General features: G+C 71.3%; 17 protein-coding genes and 2 tRNA genes. 14 read left to right on the top strand and 5 right to left on the bottom strand.

Annotated features, from left to right (window positions below):
* Positions 1-534: 534 nt before the first annotated feature.
* The 3 genes from LY13_RS24880 to LY13_RS24870 all read right to left on the bottom strand — a co-directional run bounded on the left by LY13_RS24880 (position 535) and on the right by LY13_RS24870 (position 3622).
* Positions 535-2169, bottom strand: a complete 1635-nt coding sequence (locus tag LY13_RS24880; protein ID WP_253830999.1) for an adenylate/guanylate cyclase domain-containing protein — start codon at positions 2167-2169, stop codon at positions 535-537.
* A gap of 167 nt (positions 2170-2336) precedes the next feature.
* Positions 2337-3131 (bottom strand): SigB/SigF/SigG family RNA polymerase sigma factor, encoded by a 795-nt coding sequence (locus LY13_RS24875; protein ID WP_253830998.1) that lies wholly within the window; start codon positions 3129-3131, stop codon positions 2337-2339.
* The gene (locus tag LY13_RS24870) at positions 3128-3622 is read right to left on the bottom strand and encodes an ATP-binding protein (protein ID WP_253830997.1); all 495 of its coding nucleotides are present in this window, start codon (positions 3620-3622) and stop codon (positions 3128-3130) included. Before LY13_RS24870 ends, LY13_RS24875 begins: the two co-directional genes overlap by 4 nt.
* A gap of 247 nt (positions 3623-3869) precedes the next feature.
* Between LY13_RS24870 and LY13_RS24865 the strand changes: the two genes are divergently transcribed.
* Together LY13_RS24865 and LY13_RS24860 are read left to right on the top strand one after the other, a co-directional pair.
* Positions 3870-4661, top strand: coding sequence for a sulfite exporter TauE/SafE family protein (locus tag LY13_RS24865; protein WP_253830996.1), 792 nt, complete (start codon positions 3870-3872; stop codon positions 4659-4661).
* Positions 4658-5596 (top strand): ketopantoate reductase family protein, encoded by a 939-nt coding sequence (locus LY13_RS24860; protein WP_253830995.1) that lies wholly within the window; start codon positions 4658-4660, stop codon positions 5594-5596. The genes LY13_RS24865 and LY13_RS24860 overlap by 4 nt, the downstream gene beginning before the upstream one ends.
* Before the next feature lie 24 nt (positions 5597-5620).
* Here the strand turns inward: LY13_RS24860 and hisC are convergent, their stop codons facing one another.
* On the bottom strand, positions 5621-6715 hold the full coding sequence (hisC, locus tag LY13_RS24855; RefSeq protein WP_253830994.1) for a histidinol-phosphate transaminase: 1095 nt from the start codon (positions 6713-6715) through the stop codon (positions 5621-5623).
* Between the two features lie 211 nt (positions 6716-6926).
* Between hisC and LY13_RS24850 the strand changes: the two genes are divergently transcribed.
* The 11 genes from LY13_RS24850 to LY13_RS24800 all read left to right on the top strand — a co-directional run bounded on the left by LY13_RS24850 (position 6927) and on the right by LY13_RS24800 (position 17387).
* Positions 6927-7442 carry a hypothetical protein gene (locus tag LY13_RS24850; protein WP_253830993.1) on the top strand — a complete coding sequence of 172 codons (516 nt, stop codon included), beginning with the start codon at positions 6927-6929 and terminating at the stop codon, positions 7440-7442.
* Positions 7439-8809, top strand: a complete 1371-nt coding sequence (locus LY13_RS25800) for a WXG100 family type VII secretion target (protein ID WP_308216398.1) — start codon at positions 7439-7441, stop codon at positions 8807-8809. Before LY13_RS24850 ends, LY13_RS25800 begins: the two co-directional genes overlap by 4 nt.
* Before the next feature lie 6 nt (positions 8810-8815).
* Complete coding sequence (locus LY13_RS24840; protein WP_253830992.1) at positions 8816-9574, top strand: ESX secretion-associated protein EspG; 759 nt, start codon at positions 8816-8818, stop codon at positions 9572-9574.
* A 10-nt stretch (positions 9575-9584) separates the two neighbouring features.
* The gene (locus LY13_RS24835; protein WP_253830991.1) at positions 9585-11654 is read left to right on the top strand and encodes an acetoacetate--CoA ligase; all 2070 of its coding nucleotides are present in this window, start codon (positions 9585-9587) and stop codon (positions 11652-11654) included.
* A 506-nt stretch (positions 11655-12160) separates the two neighbouring features.
* Positions 12161-12250 (top strand) — tRNA-Ser (locus tag LY13_RS24830).
* Between the two features lie 62 nt (positions 12251-12312).
* A tRNA-Arg gene (locus tag LY13_RS24825) sits at positions 12313-12385 on the top strand.
* A gap of 461 nt (positions 12386-12846) precedes the next feature.
* Positions 12847-13179 carry a hypothetical protein gene (locus tag LY13_RS24820; protein ID WP_253830990.1) on the top strand — a complete coding sequence of 111 codons (333 nt, stop codon included), beginning with the start codon at positions 12847-12849 and terminating at the stop codon, positions 13177-13179.
* Positions 13180-13300: 121 nt separating this feature from the next.
* Entirely contained in the window at positions 13301-13918 is a 618-nt protein-coding gene (locus tag LY13_RS24815) for a class I SAM-dependent methyltransferase (protein ID WP_253830989.1), read from the top strand.
* 206 nt (positions 13919-14124) lie between these two features.
* Positions 14125-14973 carry an SAM-dependent methyltransferase gene (locus LY13_RS24810; RefSeq protein WP_253830988.1) on the top strand — a complete coding sequence of 283 codons (849 nt, stop codon included), beginning with the start codon at positions 14125-14127 and terminating at the stop codon, positions 14971-14973.
* Between the two features lie 153 nt (positions 14974-15126).
* Positions 15127-16101 (top strand): peptidoglycan-binding protein, encoded by a 975-nt coding sequence (locus LY13_RS24805; protein ID WP_253830987.1) that lies wholly within the window; start codon positions 15127-15129, stop codon positions 16099-16101.
* Between the two features lie 119 nt (positions 16102-16220).
* Positions 16221-17387, top strand: coding sequence for an SGNH/GDSL hydrolase family protein (locus LY13_RS24800; RefSeq protein ID WP_253830986.1), 1167 nt, complete (start codon positions 16221-16223; stop codon positions 17385-17387).
* 31 nt (positions 17388-17418) lie between these two features.
* Here LY13_RS24800 and LY13_RS24795 read toward each other — a convergent pair whose 3' ends face one another.
* Positions 17419-17898, bottom strand: a complete 480-nt coding sequence (locus LY13_RS24795; RefSeq protein ID WP_253830985.1) for a GNAT family N-acetyltransferase — start codon at positions 17896-17898, stop codon at positions 17419-17421.
* 266 nt (positions 17899-18164) lie between these two features.
* Between LY13_RS24795 and LY13_RS24790 the strand changes: the two genes are divergently transcribed.
* A partial coding sequence (locus LY13_RS24790; RefSeq protein ID WP_253830984.1) for a helix-turn-helix domain-containing protein occupies positions 18165-18366 on the top strand: 202 nt, incomplete at its 3' end.

The raw sequence follows: 18366 nt of genomic DNA, 5'->3' as shown, positions 1-18366 counted from the left end.
TCACGGGTCGAGACCCGCAACACCGGCGTCAACTCCTCCGCCACACCCCGGTCATCACCCACCACCGCCGCAATCTCGGCCAACAGCGCCAACTCTTCGGCATCGAGCCGCGCCCGCCGAGCACGCAGCTCCCGCACCCGCTCGATCATGGCCCCAACGCCGTCCCCCATGCCATCCACAACCGCCACACTATCGAACCCATGGTCGAACACATCATTGCTCAATAGAGTGAATCAGCTCCGGCGGCGCCTACCGAAAACTCGACCAACGAAACAACTCGCGGCCGACCCCATGCATGGTCGCCACGTTCCATCCCCGGGCAGGTCGAGCTGCACATCGACCCGGCAACGGGTGCCGGAAGCGTGCCGGCGGGTCCGATTGATCGTGGCAGCGACCAAGATCGGCCAGCCGGTCAATCGTGTCCGGTGACCCGGGGGTCACAGCCTCGTGCGGATCCGGGATCTCACACGCCTTCGCGTTGCCCGCGACCAAGCACACTGCCGCCGCTCCGGCACGTCCCGTCAGGGAACAGCCTTAGCCGTGCTCGGCCGGCGCGGTGTCCGTTGCCCGTGTCGCAGCCTGCTCCGTAGCCGGGCCACCCGAATCCGGCTCCGCCGTCGCCTCCGCGGCCGGGTTCCGTGCTGCGGCCTGCCGGGCGGGCGGATCGGTGTGCGACGCCCCGTCGCCGGGCGGGGTCGACCACGTCTCCGTCGGCTCGGCCCGGCCGCGCAGTTGGTACGTCTCGTGCGGATGCCACCGGTCGCGTTCGGCGTCGCACGCGGCGTCGAGTGCGGCGCGGCTGGCGAGGATGCGGCCGTCGGCGTGTTTGGCGTGCTCGGTGAGGCGGGCCGCCTCGTTCACGGCGTCGCCGATCACCGTGTACTCGAAGCGGGTCGAGGTGCCGAGCTGTCCCGCGAAGGCGGGGCCGGTCGCGACGCCGATCCCCAGGTCGAGTTCCCCTGACGCCGACACCGCGTCGCGGATCGCCCGTGCCGCGGCCAGCGCCGACGTCGCCGGGTCGGCGTGGCGGGCGGGTGCGCCGAAGATGCACATCGCCGCGTCGCCCTGGAACTTGTTGACCAGGCCGCCGTGGGTGCTGACCGCGTCGACGACCGAGGAGAACAGGCCGTTCAGTTTGCGCGCCACCTCGTCGGGGGCGAGTTCGGCGGCGAGGCTGGTCGAGTCGACGACGTCGACGAACAGCGCCGTCACCACGCGCACGTCGCCGGACATCGACGCCCCGTGTTCGAGGGCGTGCCGGGCGACCTCGTCGCCGACGTGCCTGCCGAACAGGTCCCGCATGCGTTCCTGTTCCCGCAGGCCCGAGGTCAGGTCGTTGACCGATGCCTGGAGCATGCCGATCTCGCTGGCGTCGTCCACGCCGACGGCCACGTCGCGCCGGCCGCGGGCGATCTCGCCGAGCACGTCGCGCAGCCGGTGCAGCGGCGCCGCGACGGATCGGGCCAGCAGGAACGTGGCGGCGGCGCCGAGCAGCAGGCCGAGGATCGATAGCGTCATGAGGCTGTAGCGCGGGTCGCCGCCCAGGTCCGGTGGCAGCACCAGGATCAGCACGCCGATCATGGGTGCACCGCTGGCGAGCATCCAGGTCACGACCAGCCGGGCGAGCACCGTCGTCGCGAGCGATTCGCCGGGCGGCACGGAGTGCAGCGCCGTCGCCAGGAGTGGCCGCGCGACCCATTCGGTCGCGAGGTAGTTGAGCCCGACGGTCGCGATGCCGCCCAGCGCGATGGCCAGCGAGACGCCCATCGCGTCGAACCACGTGCCGAACACCGCGGTCAGGGTGCCCAGCACCACGATCCCGCCCAGCCACAGCGTCCCGCTCACCTTCGCCAGGTGCAGCGGCAGCCGCAGTGCACGGCGCGCCTCGTCGCCGGTGGGTGTGCGGCCGAGGACGAACCACACGACCGTGCGGCGCTGCAGGAACACGGCCCACGTGGTGCCGATCAGCACCGACAGCAGGACGTACCCGGCGGCGACGACCGCGATGATCCACTCGGTGCCCTGTGCCCCCTCCGGCACGCCCTGGAGCAGCAGCACGAGGAACACCACGCCCGCGCCGAAGAAGCTCGAGCAGAACCCGAGCGCGGCGAGGCCGAGGCTGGTGCGGAGTACGGGGCGGAGCCGCTGCGGGAGGCGGGGTCGGGGCACGGGCCGATGGTAAGGCGCACGGGCGGGCGGAGGGAAAACAGCGCCGGCGGGCGGAGGGAGAGGATCGCTGCCGGGCGGAAGTAGGCAACGCTGCCGGGAGGCCGGAACAGCGCGGTCCGAGTTCGTCGCGGGGACGGCGGTGCCTGCCGCGGTGGTCGGGCGTCCGGTCAGGTCTCGTCGGCGAGGCCCGACCGGAGCTTGGCGAGCGTGCGGGCCAGCAGCCGGGAGACGTGCATCTGGGAGATGCCGACCTGTTCGGCGATCTGCGTCTGGGTGAGGTTGTGGACGAAGCGGAGGGCGAGGATCTTGCGTTCCCGTTCGGGCAGCTGTCTCACCAGGGGTTGCAGGGTCTCGTGGTTCTCGACGCCCTCGAGCGCCGAGTCCTCCTCGCCGAGGGTGTCGCCGAGGGCGAGGTTCTCGACCTCGCCGGAGAGCACCTCGTCGAGCGACATCGAGTGGTAGGCGTTGCCCGCGTCGAGTCCTTCGAACACGGCGTCCTGCGAGATGCCGAGGTGCTCGGCGATCTCGCTGGGTGTGGGCGCCCTGCCGAGCTGCTGGGACAGCTGGGTGCTCGCGCTGTTGATCGACAGGTGCAGTTCCTTGAGCCGCCGCGGCACCCGGATGACCCAGCCGGTGTCGCGGAAGTGGCGGCGCACCTCGCCCATGACGGTCGGCACGGCGAACGACAGGAAGTCGGACCCGCGCCGGGGGTCGAACCGGTCGACCGCGTTGATCAGGCCGACGCGCGCCACCTGCACGAGGTCTTCCTTGGCCACGCCGCGTCCGGAGAACCGCTGGGCGATGTGCTCGGCCAGCGGCAGGTGGCCCCGGACGAGTTCCTCCCGCAGCTCGGCTCGCCGGGGGTCGCTTTCCTCCAGCGTCACCAGCTCGTCGAACAGCGGGATCAGGTGCTCGTAGTCTTCGGAGGAACCACGCGATCCGCGTTTGGTGGATTCGGTCACGTAAACGTCGGCTTTCGTTTGGTCAGTTCGACGTGCACCCGGCCGTGGATTCCGTCGGGCGCGTCGCCGGGTGCCGCGCCGTCGGTCGAGAAGTCGCTTGCGGGTTCGAGCCACGTGGTCGCCGAGTCGGCGAGCGTGGTCAGGACCTTCCACCCGAACGAGGCCGTGCTGGGCGGCTCCTGGTCGGAGGAGGGGACCGTGCCGTGGAAGTGGAGTTCGTCGGATTCGATCGTGAAGCGGCAGCTCATCGCGGAGCCGCTGTCGGCGCTCGTGATCAACGTGGAGCAGGCCTCGTCGACGGCGAGCCGCAGGTCGGAGATGGCGTCGATGTCGAAGTCGGCGCGGACGGCGAGGTTGGCCGCGATCGACCGGACGAGGGGCAGGTGCGTCAGGTTCGCACCGAGGCGCACCTCGATGTCGTTCTCGGCGGCGAGGGCGTGTTGTTCGCCGCCGGCCGGCTGCGCGCGCCCTGTCGACTCTGTCTCTGTCACTTTCACCTCAGTGGGGACGGGCCTTGTTCGGGCCGTTGGTGTCTTTCCTCGATGATGACCGGTGGCCGTGACCTTCTGTCACCCACTTGTACCTCCTCGTGGCGCCGTCCGCAGGGCGCTCCTTCCGGCTGCGGCCCGCGGCTGGGTTACCCGTGATCACGGTCGGGAAACGTCCCGGCGGTGAGCGCGGCCACGCCTGCCTCCCCGCGGGCGACGGCGACGGCCGGGGGCGGCCTATCGTCGCCGGGTGATCTGGTGGCATGCCGTTCTCATCGCGATAGCCGGCGTATGGGCCGGGATGATCAACACGGTCGTCGGCTCGGGGACCCTGGTGACGTTCCCGGTGCTCGTGGCCCTCGGCTATCCGCCGGTGACGGCCACGACGTCGAACGCGATCGGCCTCGCTCCCGGCAGCGTCAGCGGTGCGATCGGGTACCGCCACGAGCTGCGCGGTCACGGGCGCGTGCTGCTGTCGTTCCTGCCCGCGTCGGTGCTCGGTGCGGTGGTCGGGACGATCCTGCTGTTGTCGCTGCCCCCGGACGCGTTCGAGACGATCGTGCCGGTGCTGATCGTGCTGGCGCTGGTGCTGGTGCTGGTGCAGCCCAAGGTGTCGGCGTGGGTGACGCGCAGGCGGCAGCGCGCGGGTGCCGGCGACGCCGACGGCGGGTCGATGTCGACGAAGGGCGCGGTCGGGCTCGTGGCCGCGATCTTCCTGATCGGTATCTACGGCGGGTACTTCACGGCGGCGCAGGGCGTGATGCTGATGGCGGTGATGGGCATCCTCATGACCCTGCCGCTGCAGACGCTCAACGGCATCAAGAACGTGTTGTCCGCGGCCGTCAACATCGTCGCGGGCACGATCTACGCCTTCGTCGCGCCGATCAGCTGGCCGGTCGTGGCGTTGCTGGCCGTCGGATCCGTCGTCGGCGGTCAGCTCGGTGCGAAGATCGGCAGGAAGCTGCCGCCGCGGGTGTTGCGCGCCGTCATCGTCGTGGTGGGCGCGGCGGCGGCCGTGCAACTGGTGGTGCAGCAGCTGTGAGCCGAGGCGGCACCGGTGTGACGGTCGCGGTCGTCGGCATGGGGGCCGTGGGAACAGCTCTCGCCGGGGCGCTGGCCTGCGCCGGACACGACGTCGTGGCTTGCGGGAGGCGGCCGCTGTCGACCATCGAGGTCACCGACGGCGAGGTCGCGACGACGCATCCCGTGCGCTGGGCCGCCGAGCCCGGCGACGTCGGCCCCACCGAGCTGACGATCCTGGCCACGAAGATCCACGACACGGCGGGTGCCGCCGCCTGGTTGGCGGCGTCGACGTCGGAAGGCGGGGACGTCCTCGTCGCCCAGAACGGCGTGGACCAGGCCGAACGGGTCGGCCCCCTCATCGGCGCCGACCGGAGCGAGACCCGTCCCGGGGGTGTTGTCGTGCCCGCGCTGGTCTACATCAACGCCGAACGCACCGCGCCGGGCGTGGTGCGGACCCGCCGCACCGACTGCGACCTCGTCGTCCCCGGTCACGAGGAGGCGGCGCCCGTCGCGGACCTGTTGGCCGGGGCGGGACTGGCGGTCGAGCGGTCGGCGGACTTCGCGACGGCGGCCTGGCGGAAGATGCTGACCAACGTCTCGGCGAATCCGATCACGGCGTTGACGGGACGGCGGGTCGAGGTGCTCGCGGAGCAGCAGGCCGCCGAGCTGGCGATGCGGGTGCTGACCGAGACGGTGGCCGTCGCGAACGCCGAGGCCGCGAGCCTCGACGACGCCGACGCCCGCGACGTGCTCACCTGGTTGCAAACGCTTGCGCCCGGCAGTACGACGTCGATGCTGCAGGACCGCGAGGCGGGCAGACCGCTCGAGTACGACGGCCTCACGGGCACGGTCGTCCGGCTGGGCGACCGCCACGGCATCGACGTCGGCGCCAACCGCACGCTGCTGTCCCTGCTGTCCGCGGTGTCGCCCGCCCCCGGCGCCGTGTCCCGCTAGCCGCGCCCCGCTAGCCGCGTCCCGTCAGCCGAGCGGGAACGCGCGGGCGGCGGCCAGCAGCATGTCGTTCTCCTCCGGCTCACCGATCGTCACGCGCACCCCGTCCGGTGCGTAGCCGCGGACGACGACCTTGTGCTCCAGCGCGTGCTCGGTGAACTCCTGGGTGCGCTCGCGCAGCGGCAGCCACACGAAGTTGGCCTGCGTCTCCGGAACCTCGAACCCGGCCTCACGCAGCGCGTCGGCGACCCGGGTCCGCTCGGCGACGATGCCCCGGCACCGCTCGAGCAGTTCGCCCGCCGCGTCGAGCGAGGCGATCGCGGCCCGCTGGGCGAGCGCGTTGGTGCTGAACGGCACGTAGACCTTGCGCAGCGCCGTGATCACCTCCTCGGGCCCGATGCCGTAGCCGACGCGCAGGCCCGCGAGTCCGTAGGCCTTCGAGAACGTCCGCAGTACGAGCACGTTCGGGTAGGTGCGGCCCAGCTCGACACCGTCCGGCACGTCGTCGTCGGTCACGAACTCGCGGTACGCCTCGTCCAGCACGACGAGCACGTGCGGCGGCACGGCGTCGAGGAAACGGACGAGGGCATCCCTGCGCACGACGGTGCCCGTCGGGTTGTTCGGGTTGCACACGAACACCAGGCGCGTGGCCTGCGTGATCGCGGCGAGCAGCGCGTCGAGGTCGTGGGTGTGCGCGTCGTCGAGCGGCACCGGCACGGCCGAGGCGTTGGCGATCTGCGTGGCGATCGGATACGCCTCGAACGAACGCCACGCGTACACGACCTCCTCGCCGGGCGCGCACATCGCCTGCACGAGCTGCTGACACAGCGCCACGGAGCCGCAGCCGACGGTGATCCGTTCGGTGGGCACGTCGAGTTCGCGGGAGATCCGCTCGGTCAACGCCGTCGACACCATGTCCGGGTAGCGGTTGACCTCGGCGGCGGCGTCGGCGATGGCGCGTGCGACGCTCGGCAACGGGCCGTAGGGCGTCTCGTTGCTCGCCAGCTTCACCGCCCCCTGCACGGTCCTTCCCGCGACGTAGGCGGGCAGGCTCTCCAGATCCGCCCTGGTGTGGAGCTGCTGCTCCGGAGGGTCGGCAGGCGACGGGGATGCGCTGGACACGGTGACGGCTCCCTGCTCTCGATGTGGTCGTGTGCCGCGGCCCGTGGGATCCGTCCTCGGACCGCTTCCACGCGTTCTTCCGCGCGGTGTCACCTCAACTTAACGCGGCCCGTGTGCTGCAGGTCCACGGATTCGAAATCGCGTGAACCGGTCGGCTCCCGCGTGCGTCGCAGTTACAGTTGCCGACATCGACGACCCTGGGGGTGTGATCGTGACCGAACCCAGCACGACGCGCGACGACGGCGCGGCGTGGCAGTCGGCCGACGCCGCGGCGTCCGCGGACGCCGGACCGTTCGGAGCGGCACCGGCGGCGCCCGCACTCGACTTCGCCTCCGGCGCGGCGGGCAGGCTCGCCCCGGTGGCCGAGGAGCTGAACCAGGTCCGCGAACAGATCGGCAGGGGTGAGCTCCGGCTCGACCACGGTGCGGCCCACTCCCTGCTCGCACAGCTGATGCAACTGCAGGGGCACGTCCACCGGCTCATCGCCGACGCGGGCGAGAACATCGCCGCGCCGCTGCGGTTCGGTGACAACTTCGTCGGCGAAACGCTGGCCCAGCGGTTGCAGGGCGCCGCGGACGGGGACACGAACGCCGCGTTGCCCGTGCTCAAGGCGTACGCGGCCCAGCTGGAGAAACTCGAAGGCATCGTGCGCGCCGCGGCCGGGATGATCACCACGGCCGACGAGGACGCGGAGCGGGACCTGCAGCGCATCGGGAGGATCGAGTGATCGCGAACTGTCTGCCCTTTCCGTGGCCGCCGCGCGAACCGGAGGGTCCCCGGCCCGGCGAGGACGCCCTGGACTCGGAGTTCGACTGGCAGGCCCTGTCGCATGCCGAGCTGTATCGCATGGCGACGACCGGCGTGGATGCCGAGGATGCGGAACGGGTGGCGCACAAGTGGGCCGACCTGGGGGCTCAGCTGCAGGACATCGGCGACAGCCTGCGCAACGCGCTGCGGGAGGCCTCGGAAGGTTGGCAGGGCGGCGGGGTCGAGCAGGCACGGCAGCGGGTCGAGCAGCTGTCGACGTGGACCGACCAGACGGCGCGGGACAGCCACGGCGTCGGCACCGCGATCCAGGCGCAGTCGCACCTCGCGCAGTGGGCGAAGAACAACATGCCCGAGCCCCCGCAGTTCTCGCACCCCTGGCCGTGGTTCCCGCCGCCGATGCTGCCCGCCCCGATCCGCGAGTTCGAACCCCACGACGGTGACGACGTCGTCGCGCTCGGCGAACCGCAGTCGGACGCCGACCGCGGCGGTCGTGGCGGCGGACTGCCCGGGGAGATCGACGTGCTGGGCGAGGGCGGAGGCGGATCCGCGGACGGCGGGCGTCCGGGCGACGACGGATGGGCACTGGGCCGTGGCGGAGGAACCCCGGGCCGTGGCGGCTCCGGTGGGTCCACAGGCCTGGGCGGCGCCGGAGGAACGGGCAACATGGGTGGAGCCGCGGACACGGGAGGTGGCGGCGGCGGATTCGCCGGTGGCGCCGCGTTGCCCCTGGACCCGATCGCCGACGTCGAACGCCGCGAGGAGCTGCACCGTCAGGCGGCGCAGGTCATGCGGACGTATCAGCTCGAATCCGGGAACGTGTTCCGTGGCGTGCCGCAATTCGTGATGCCGGGCGAGGACATCATCAAGGACGATCCGCGCGACCGTCGCGAGCCATCGCCTCCGCCGGAGGACGGCGGCACCGACCCGTCGCACCGGGTCGGCCCGCAGCCTCCGGGCGGCACGGGCGGTTTCGTGCCCGGCGTCGTCGCGGCGCCCCTGGCCGCGGGTGCGGCGTCGGGAATGGCGGCGGGTGCCGTGGGCGGTGGCGGCGCGGCCTCGTCCGGCATGCAGACCGGAGCCGGCGCGGCAAGCGGTACGACGGGCGCCGCAGGTGGGCAGGCCGCGTCGGCCGCCGGTGCCGCGCGCGGTGCGGGCGGCGCGCCGATGGGCATGACGGGCGGTGCGGGCGCACGTGGCGGCCAGGACGAGGAGGCCGAGCACCACTCGCCGTCGTACCTGCAGGAGGAGGACGACGTCTGGGGCATGCCGGTCGGGCGGGTCGCGCCCCCGGTGATCGGCGAACGCGGCTGGCGTGGGGACGAGTGACGGCGGGTGCGTGACGAGAACTCCGGATGGATCACGCTCCACCCGGGTGAGTTCTACCTGTTGTGGCGGACCCTGCAGCTCGGCGATCCACCGTCGGTGCTGGGCGTGCCACGGGTCGGGGCGACGGAGTCGTATCGCGCGGAGCTGATCGCCCTGGCCGACGACTCGCTGGCCGAGCGCGGCCTCGGCACGGTGCGGTCGCCGGACCGGGACGTCGAGGACCTGTTGCGCACACTGGCGGAGCCGGACGTGTCGGTGGACCTGAGCGCCTCCGGGGCGGATGCCTCGTTCCGTTCCTACGGCGCGGTCGGCGAGCGTGGCGCGGCGACCGCGGGCACCTCGGGTGAGGACGTGCTCGTCGGACCCGTGCGGCCCGCGGAACTGATCCCGACGATGTTGGAGGCACTGCCGGACGTCGGCGCAGGGCCGGGCGCGCCCGCGAACGTCGGGTTCGCGGACTATCGCCGTGCCTGCCGCGCGGGCGAACACGAGGGTGCGAGCGGGTTCCTCGACGCGCTGCGCGAGGCGGGCGTGCGGTCGTCGGAGGCGGCGACGGTCCTGCGCGCCGTCGAGGGCAGGCGCGCGGGCGGGTACGTCGGTGCGACATCGCGCACACAGGGACGCACGCCGGGCACCGTCAACTGGGTCGACACCGAGCAGGGGCGCTATGCGCTGCGGAAACTCGGCGACTGGGTCACGGTGACTCCCGCGGACGTGGCGAGATTGCGTGGCATGGCGGAGGAAATGGTCGACGATCTGACCTAAGGTCGCGGGCATGAGCACGCAGGGCAGCGACGCCACGAGCACGGGCACCGCAGCAGGTACGAACACACCGGACTCCGCCACCACCGCAGCGGACACGGCGACCACCGGGAGCGGCGCTCCCGAGGTGCTGTGGACGCCGACGCCGGAGCAGGTCGAGCGCACGCGCGTGGCCGACTTCCGCCGCTGGCTGGCCGAGGAGCGCGGCGTGACGACGAAGGACTACGCCGAGCTGCACGAGTTCTCGACGGCGTCCCTCGGCGACTTCTGGTCGGCTGTGGCCGAGTACCTGGGCGTGATCTGGCACGACGAGCCCGGCCGGGTGTTGTCGGGTCCGGAGATGCCGGGCGCGACGTGGTTCGCGGGCGGCACGCTGAACTACGCCGAGCACGCGCTGACCGGCGGCGTCGCGGGCGCCGCGAAGGCCGACGACGAGGTCGCACTGGTCTTCGCGCGGGAGGACGGCCTCGAGCGGCAGCTGACGTTCGGCGAGCTGCGCGGCCAGGTGGCGGCGGCGCGCGCGGGCCTGAAGGAACTGGGCGTCGGCAAGGGCGACCGCGTGGTGGCTCTGGCGCCGAACTGCCCGGAGACGCTCGTGGCGTTCCTGGCCGCGGCCAGTTTGGGCGCGATCTGGTCGTCGTGTTCGCCGGACTTCGGGGTGCGGGCGGTCGCGGACCGGTTCACGCAGATCGAGCCGAAGGTGCTGATCGCGGTCAACGGCTACCGCTACAACGGCCGGTCGTTCGACATCCGCCCGACGGTCGACGAGCTCGTCGGACAGCTGCCGGGCCTCGCCGCGACGGTGCTCGTCGACTACGAGGGCGGTGGCACGATGCCGGGCGCCCGCGGCTGGGACGACCTGCTGGCCGCGCACGAGGGCGCCGAGCTCGCGTTCGACGCCGTCGAGTTCGACCACCCGCTGTGGATCCTGTACTCGTCGGGTACGACGGGCCTGCCCAAGGGCATCGTCCAGGGCCACGGCGGCATCACCCTCGAACACCTGAAGGCACTCGCCCTGCAACAGGACCTGGGTCCCGGTGAGCGGTTCTTCTGGTTCACCACGACCGGCTGGATGATGTGGAACTTCCTGATCTCCGGCCTGCTCGTCGGCTCGACGGTGGTGCTGTACGACGGCAGCCCCGGCTATCCCGACCTGGGTGCGCTGTGGCGGCTGTCGGCCAGGCACGGCGTGACGGTGTTCGGCACGTCGGCGCCGTTCGTGCAGAGCTGCCTGAAGGCACACCTCAAGCCGTCCGAGGACGTGGACCTGTCGTCACTGCGGGCGATCGGCTCGACGGGGGCGCCGTTGTCGGAGGAGGGCTTCCGGTGGATCGCGGAGGCGATCGGGCCGGAGGTGCAGATCTGTTCGGTGTCCGGTGGCACGGACCTGTGCACGGCGTTCGTCGGGTCGGCGCCGGACGTGCCGGTGTGGCTGGGCGAGCTGTCGTGCCGGAGCCTCGGCGCGGCGGTGCAGGCCTACGACGACAGCGGGCGTGCGGTCGTCGACGAGGTGGGGGAGCTGGTGGTCACCAAGCCGATGCCGTCGATGCCGGTGATGTTCTGGAACGACCCCGACGGCAGCAGGCTGCGCGAGGCGTACTTCGAGGACTTCCCCGGCGTGTGGCGGCACGGCGACTGGATCAAGATCACGAGGCGCGGTTCGGCGATCATCTACGGCCGCAGCGACTCGACGTTGAACCGTGGCGGCGTGCGTATGGGCACCGCGGAGTTCTACCGGGTCGTCGAGGGCTACGACGCGGTGCTCGACTCGCTGGTGATCGACACGTCGGCGGCGGGCGAGGAGGGGGAGCTGGTGTGCTTCCTCGTGCTCGCCGACGGTGTCGCGCTGGAGGATCTGGAGCCTGACCTGCGGAAGCAGCTGCGTGCGGCGCTGTCGCCGAGGCACGTGCCGGACCGCTTCGTGGTCGTCGACGCCGTGCCCCGGACGCTGAACGGCAAGAAGTGCGAGGTGCCGGTCAAGAAGATCCTGTCCGGCGCCGACCCGGACCGCGCCGTGTCCCGCGACGCCCTCGCCAACCCGGACGCACTCTCGGCCTTCGTGGAGTACGCCGCCCACCCCTGACCCGCGTGTTGCAGTCCCCGGGGCCCGTGTTGCGCCTTCGCGGGCGCGTGTTGCGGATTCAGGGGCCCGTGTTGCGGATTCCGGGGACCGTGTTGCGGATTCAGGGGCGCGTGTTGAGGGTTCGGGAGCGTGTGTTGTGCCTTCGGGTGCGGCTCCCGCGTGTGCTGCACCCGGCACCGCACGTCCTGCACCCGGGCCCGGGTCTGCTGCGTCGGGCCCGTCGCCGGCGTCCCTCGATGGCGTGTGCCGGAGCGCGGCCGGGACGTCACGGCCGTGCTGGCGAGCGGACCTCGGGCTGGCTGTCGCCGTGCAGCAGTTGCGTTGATGCGGGCCGAGTGGAGAGTGGGCCGTGGCCCGTCGCCATCTCACCGTGAGGCGATCCACGCGGTTCGCGATCACGCAGGTCACAGCCACCGCGGCGTGGTCGTACACGCGAAAGGGGGGGTGGCTGGAAGTCGGGTGCGGGGCATGCGTAAACTATGACGGCAGTGGTCGCGACCGACCCGGGAGGCTTCGCCTAGTCCGGTCTATGGCGCCGCACTGCTAATGCGGTTGGGAGTAACCCTCCCTCGCGGGTTCAAATCCCGCAGCCTCCGCTGACACCCGGTTCACCCCGGGCGTCGGACCCGGCAAGCCGTCGGGTACAATTGAACATGATGCGCCTGTAGCTCAACGGATAGAGCATCTGACTACGGATCAGAAGGTTTGGGGTTCGAATCCCTACAGGCGCGCAGAAACCCCCAAGTCACTGGCCTGGGGGTTTTTCTTTGCGCGATGCGGATCCAGATGCCTTGCACATGCAGTGCACGGTGACGAAGGTGTGAGGTGGTCGCCCAGATCGGCCGCCGCAGGCATTCGAGCTCGGCCGTGCCGACGGAAGGAGACCCTTCCACGCAATCCGAAAGTCGGATGGTCTCGACCGGTGTCGTGTTGCCCGCTGGACGACTTGCCGGGAGTCGTACTGCTCCCGGGAACACGATTGACAGAGCGTGACGGCCGTCGGTGCGGTTCAGCGAGGAGACGGAACAGTGCCGGTCGGCGCCTTACGGCGAAAACGTTGTGGGCGCTCACGGACGTCAGTAGTCTGCCGAACATGCACCGCAGACCGCGTGACGCCGAGCTATCACGGCGGTAGCGCCCACCTGCATTCCCGCGGGACGGGCGCTGCCGCATGAGCAGCTCGGAGCGTCACATGTCCCGTACCGACAAGACCCAGCCGTTCCGCCTCCGTCTCTGGGACGGCTCGTTGCGCCGTGTCGCCATCCACGATCACCGCGACGGTGTGTGCGACCTCCCCGCCACGCTGAAGGCAGACCTCGCGCACTTCGCGGACAGCGGCGGTTCGGTCGCCCGCGGCTCCTGCTTCTGGGAACTGCACTACACGGGCACTCGCCCCTGCGGCTGCCCGCTGTGCCACGAGTCCGACCTGTTCCGCGCCGACCGCCGCGCATCGCGACAGCGGAGCCGCCGCGAACTGGCCGCCCTGCTGAAGCTCGCCAGGCACGACCCGTGGAACCTCGACTGATCGGGTGTCGGTGACGAACCGGTGGGTGAGCCGGCCGGGCTTCCGCGTGCACGCCGGTCGCCGAGTCGCAAACCGTCGGGTCGCCGCCACGGTCGTCGTGCCGCGGCTGGACAATGGGGTCGTGGTGGAAACGAGCCTGTGGATGCAGAAAGTGGCCGAGGACCCGGGTCACTCCGACTGGTACGTCGAGCGGATGCGGGGCCTCGCGCGTGCCGGTGACGACCTCGCCGGAGAGGCGCGGCTGGTGGACGCGATGGCCTCGCGCGGCTCGCGGATCCTCGACGCCGGGTGCGGTCCCGGGCGGGTCGGTGCGGCGCTGGCGGCCGCGGGTCACGACGTCGTCGGAGTGGACGTCGACCCCGTGCTGATCGCGGCCGCGCGGGAGGACCATCCCGGCCCGCGATGGGTGGTCGGCGACCTCGCCGAACTCGACCTTTCGGCCCAGGGCGTCGACACGCCGTTCGACCTGGTCGTGTGCGCAGGCAACGTGATGCCGTTCCTGGCGCCGAGCACGCGGGGTGCCGTCCTGAGCCGCTTCCACGGGTGGCTGGCGCCGGGCGGGCGGGCCGCGGTCGGGTTCGGAACCGACCGCGGGTACACCGCCGACGACTTCTTCGCCGACGCCGCTGCAGCCGGGTTCCGCACCGATCACGCCTTCGCCACGTGGGATCTCCGCCCGTTCGAGCCGGACTCCGGGTTCCTCGTCGCGGTGCTCAGCCGTGCTCCGGAGGGCGCGTGACGTTCGCTCCGCCACGCTGAGACGGCCCGCCACGGTCGACGCCGAGGCCGCCGTGGCCGCCGAGGACCGGGCCGGCCGGCGAGTCCCCGCGGGCGGTATGCGCCGTTTCGGGACCACACCCTCCCGGGGGCACCGCCGATTGGGCTACGCTGCGTGCGCGAGTCCCCCGCCGTTGTGACATGCCCTGTGTAGCGAGGTCAGTGCGAATGTCTGCTTCCCGTTCCGAGTCCCAGCCGATCTCGTCCAACGTGGTGAGCATCGACACCACGACCCCGAGCATCGCCCGTGCCTACGACTTCGCCATCGGCGGGAAGACGAACTACGAGGTCGACCGCGAGCTGATCTACCGCATGGACGAGGCCGTGCCGGAGGTCCGCCAGATCGCGATCAGCAACCGGATGTTCCTCATCCGCGCCGCGCGCTTCCTCGCGGCCAAGGTGGGTCTCGACCAGTTCCTCGACTGCGGTTCGGGCCTGCCCACCGCGGAGAACACGCACGAGGTCGTGCAGCGGCTCAACGACGAGGCACGCGTGGTCTACGTCGACAACGATCCCGTGGTGCTCGCGCACGGCCGCGCGATCCTCGAGGAGAACGAGCACACCCGGTTCCTCGACGCCGACATCTTCCGGCCCGAGCAGGTCCTCGACAACGCGATGGTGCGGGAGTTCCTCGACTTCTCCCGGCCGATGGGGCTGTTGCAGGTGGCGACGCTGCATCACCACGACGCCGAGTTCGGGATGCCGCCCGTCGACGTGATGCGTGCCTACATCGACGCGCTGCCGTCCGGCTCCTACGTCGCGTTCACACACTTCATCAACCCGGAGAACGAGCACACCGAGACCGCGATGCGGGTGCAGGAGATCATGCGGGGCGCGGGCGGCACCGGCCGCGGCTACTGGCGGACGCGCGCGGAGATCCTGGAGATGCTCGAAGGTCTCGACCTGATCGAGCCGGGGCTGGTCATCAACGACGACTGGTGGCCCGACGGCCCCCGCGTGGGTGAGCTGTCGTCGGCCGCCCACTGCATCGCCGCCGCCGTCGGCCGCAAGCCGTAGCGCCGACTACCGCCGGCCGTGCACCACGAACCGGCAAGTGGGCGGTCAGCCACTGTTCACCCGATCCCGCGGAGTCTCGAACGTTCGTAGGTGCCGCCCGAGTTGTCCCATTTGTAGCGTGGCGATCGTTACCGGCTACGAAAGGGCGACGACATGTGTGAGCAATGCGGAGCGCCGGACGACAGACTCGGCACCGACGCAGCCGAACGCCGCGGTCTGTCGCGGCGGGCGATGCTGTCCGGCACGGCAGTGGGGGCCGGAGCGCTGGCCCTCGGGCTGCTGGGGGCGACCGGGACCGCGTCGGCGGCGTCGCTGAAGAACGGCGCCTGGCGTAACCCCGCGCTGGGCTACTTCCCCAGGGGCGGCCACTTCGGTGCGGACCGTGGTGGCGTGCCGCATGCGGGCCAGGACGTCACCAACTCGACCGGCACGGCCGTCTACGCGGCGGCGACCGGCCGCGCCTGGAGCGTCGGCTGGGGCGTCCTCAGCGGCCGCACCGGTCGCGGCATCATCATGTCCCACGGCAACGGTGTCTACACCTACTACGGCCACCTGAGCCGCTTCCGCGTCAGCGAGGGTGCGTGGGTGACGGCCGGCGAGTGGATCGGCGACATGGGCACGACCGGCAACGTGACCGGTCCCCACCTGCACTTCGAAACGCACACCGGTGGGCTCCACGGCATCGTCAACCCGGTGTCGTTCATGCGGGCACGTGGTGTGGACCTCGGCGGCGGCTGGTCGTCCATCGACCCCGGCGCGGACGGTGAGGTCGTCAAGACGATCCAGTACCTGATGCGCTACCGGGGTACGAACCTGGTGATCGACGGTGACTACGGCCCGATCTCGGTGTCCGCCGTGAAGTCGTTCCAGTCGTCGCAGGGTCTGTACGTCGACGGCCAGGTCGGCCCGAAGACCTGGCCGCACCTCGTGGCCACGGCCCGCTCCGGCCGCAACGGCAACCACGTGAAGGCCGCCCAGACGGCACTGAACATCCGCAGTGCAGGCCTGCTCGTCGACGGCGACTGCGGACCGGTGACGGTGTCGGCGATCCGCTCCTTCCAGAGCGTCAACCGGCTCGTCGTCGACGGCGTGTGCGGCCCGGTGACCTGGCGCGCCCTCGTCGGCTGAACCGGCCACCCGGCGATTCGGGCCGGTGGTGGAGTCCACGGACGTTCCGGGTCTCCACCACCGGCCGCCGGCCGGAAAACCGTGTGCGCAGGGTGGTTCGGGCGTGGCAGGGTGCGGGTATGACGTCCGGTCCGGCCAGCATTCCGATCACCGACGAGTTCGTCGTCGGTGCCCTCGAACTCGAACGCACCGATCGCGGCGTGTTGCCGCACCGGCTGCCCGCGTGGGCGCGTACGCAGTGCTTCGACGGGCGGGCCGACGGTGCGCAGCTGGCCATGGCGGAGACGCAGCCCGCGGGCGTGCGCCTCGCGCTGCGTACCGCCGCGACGACGGTCGAACTCGACGTGGTCCGCACCCGCAAGCTCTACCGCGGCGCACCGCCCCGGCCCGACGGTGTCTACGACCTGCTCGTCGACGGAACACTCGCCGCGCAGGCCACCGCGACCGGCGGCGACGCCATTCATGTCGACATGTCGACTGGGGAATCGCATGTCGAACACGGCCCCGCCGCCACGCTCACGTTCACCGGGCTGCCCGCGGGGGAGAAGGACGTCGAACTCTGGCTGCCGCACAACGAACAGGCCGAACTCGTCGACCTGCGCGCCGACGCCCCCGTCGCGCCGGTGCCGCGCACGGGCCGCCGCGTGTGGCTGCACCACGGTAGCTCGATCAGCCAGGGGTCCAACGCCGCGAGCGCCTCCACCACGTGGCCCGCGGTCGCCGCCGCGTCCGGCGACGTCGACCTGCTCAACCTCGGCTACAGCGGCGCCATGATGCTCGACCCGTTCGTCGCCCGCATCATCCGCGACACCCCCGCCGACGTGCTCAGCCTCGAGATCGGCATCAACATCGTCAACGGCGACGCCATGCGCACGCGGACGTTCACCCCGGCCGTGCACGGCTTCCTGGACACGATCCGCGACGGCCATCCGACGACCCCGCTGGCGGTCGTCTCGCCGCTGTACTGCCCGATCCACGAGGACACCCCGGGGCCCGGCACGTTCGACCTCGACGCACTGCGCGAGGGTCGGATGCGGTTCGCGGCCACGGGAGACCCGGCCGAGGTGAAGGCGGGACGGCTGACGTTGACCGTCATCCGCGACGCGCTGCGGCGCATCGTCGAACAACGGTCCACTCACGACCCGAATCTGTTCTATGTGGACGGTCTGGACCTGTACGGGCCCGCCGACCACGACGAGCTCCCGCTTCCGGACGCACTCCACCCCGACGGCGAGTCCCACCGCCGCGTCGGACGGCGCTTCGCGCAGTGCGTCTTCGCGGGGTGAGCGTGGCCGTCCTCGGGTCGGCTCCCGCCCGTCAGAGGTCGATGTACATGATGTGCAGCCCCACGCGGCCGTGCACCGGGTGGTCGAACCCGCCGGGGACCGTGCCGATGATGCGGAATCCCAGTCGCTCGTACAGCTTCACCGCAGACGTGTTCGTCTCGACGACCGCGTTGAACTGCATCCCCGCGTAACCGTCCGCGCGGGCACGGTCGAGCGCGTAGCGCACCAGCGTTTCGCCCACACCCTTGCCGCGCGCGGCGCTCGACACCATGAAACTCGCGTTCACGATGTGGCTGCCGCGTGCCGGGCGGACCGGACTCATGTGCGCGGTGCCGAGAATGCCGGTGTCGTCGACGGCGACGACCGTGTGTTGCCCGGCCACCCAGAACTCGTACGCCTGCTCGGGCGTCAGATCGGGCTCGACGGCGTAGGTGTCCTCTGCCTTGATGACCTCCTGGACGATCGGCCACACGGCGTCCCAGTCGGCATCGGTGAACTCGCGAACCTGCACGTGTCTCACGGTACCGGCGTGACGAGGGCCCGCGCCCGCGTCGCAGACGCGAGCTCGCCCGCGGTGAGCCGATTCACGTGACGCGGACGCAGCTGCGGGCCGGTTCGCGCCCGAACCGCAACTGCGCCGAGGTCAGGGCGCTAGCTGTGCTGTTCGGGCACGTTGGTGACGGTTCGGCACGCGGTGGATGATCTTGATATGGGTGAGGGCCTCCGGGTTCGGTGTGGATCACCACGAACAACACGCCGATCCGAGGAGGCCCTCTGGTGGTCCACCGTAACGCTCCGCTGACTCCGACCGGACGGCTGCGACTGGCCCGGTGCGTCGTCGAGGACGGTTGGAACGTGCGCCGCGCTGCCGAACGGTTCCAGGTCGCCCACACGACCGCGGCCCGCTGGGCCGGCCGGTACCGCCACGGCGGCGAGCAGGCTATGGACGATCGCTCCAGCCGTCCCCGCCACAGCCCGC

The sequence above is a fragment of the Prauserella aidingensis genome (assembly GCF_024171865.1).
Classification (GTDB): Bacteria; Actinomycetota; Actinomycetes; order Mycobacteriales; family Pseudonocardiaceae; genus Prauserella; species Prauserella aidingensis.
The sequence above is the reverse complement of the archived record's forward strand: the minus strand, read 5'-3'. Positions and strand labels throughout refer to the sequence as shown.

Excerpts from the sequence above, each read along its gene's own strand:
- LY13_RS24810 (WP_253830988.1), top strand. The coding sequence starts at position 14,125 with ATGTCTGCTTCCCGTTCCGAGTCCCAGCCGATCTCGTCCAACGTGGTG.
- LY13_RS24835 (WP_253830991.1), top strand. The coding sequence starts at position 9,585 with ATGAGCACGCAGGGCAGCGACGCCACGAGCACGGGCACCGCAGCAGGT.
- LY13_RS24800 (WP_253830986.1), top strand. The coding sequence starts at position 16,221 with ATGACGTCCGGTCCGGCCAGCATTCCGATCACCGACGAGTTCGTCGTC.
- LY13_RS24805 (WP_253830987.1), top strand. The coding sequence starts at position 15,127 with ATGTGTGAGCAATGCGGAGCGCCGGACGACAGACTCGGCACCGACGCA.
- LY13_RS24820 (WP_253830990.1), top strand. The coding sequence starts at position 12,847 with ATGTCCCGTACCGACAAGACCCAGCCGTTCCGCCTCCGTCTCTGGGAC.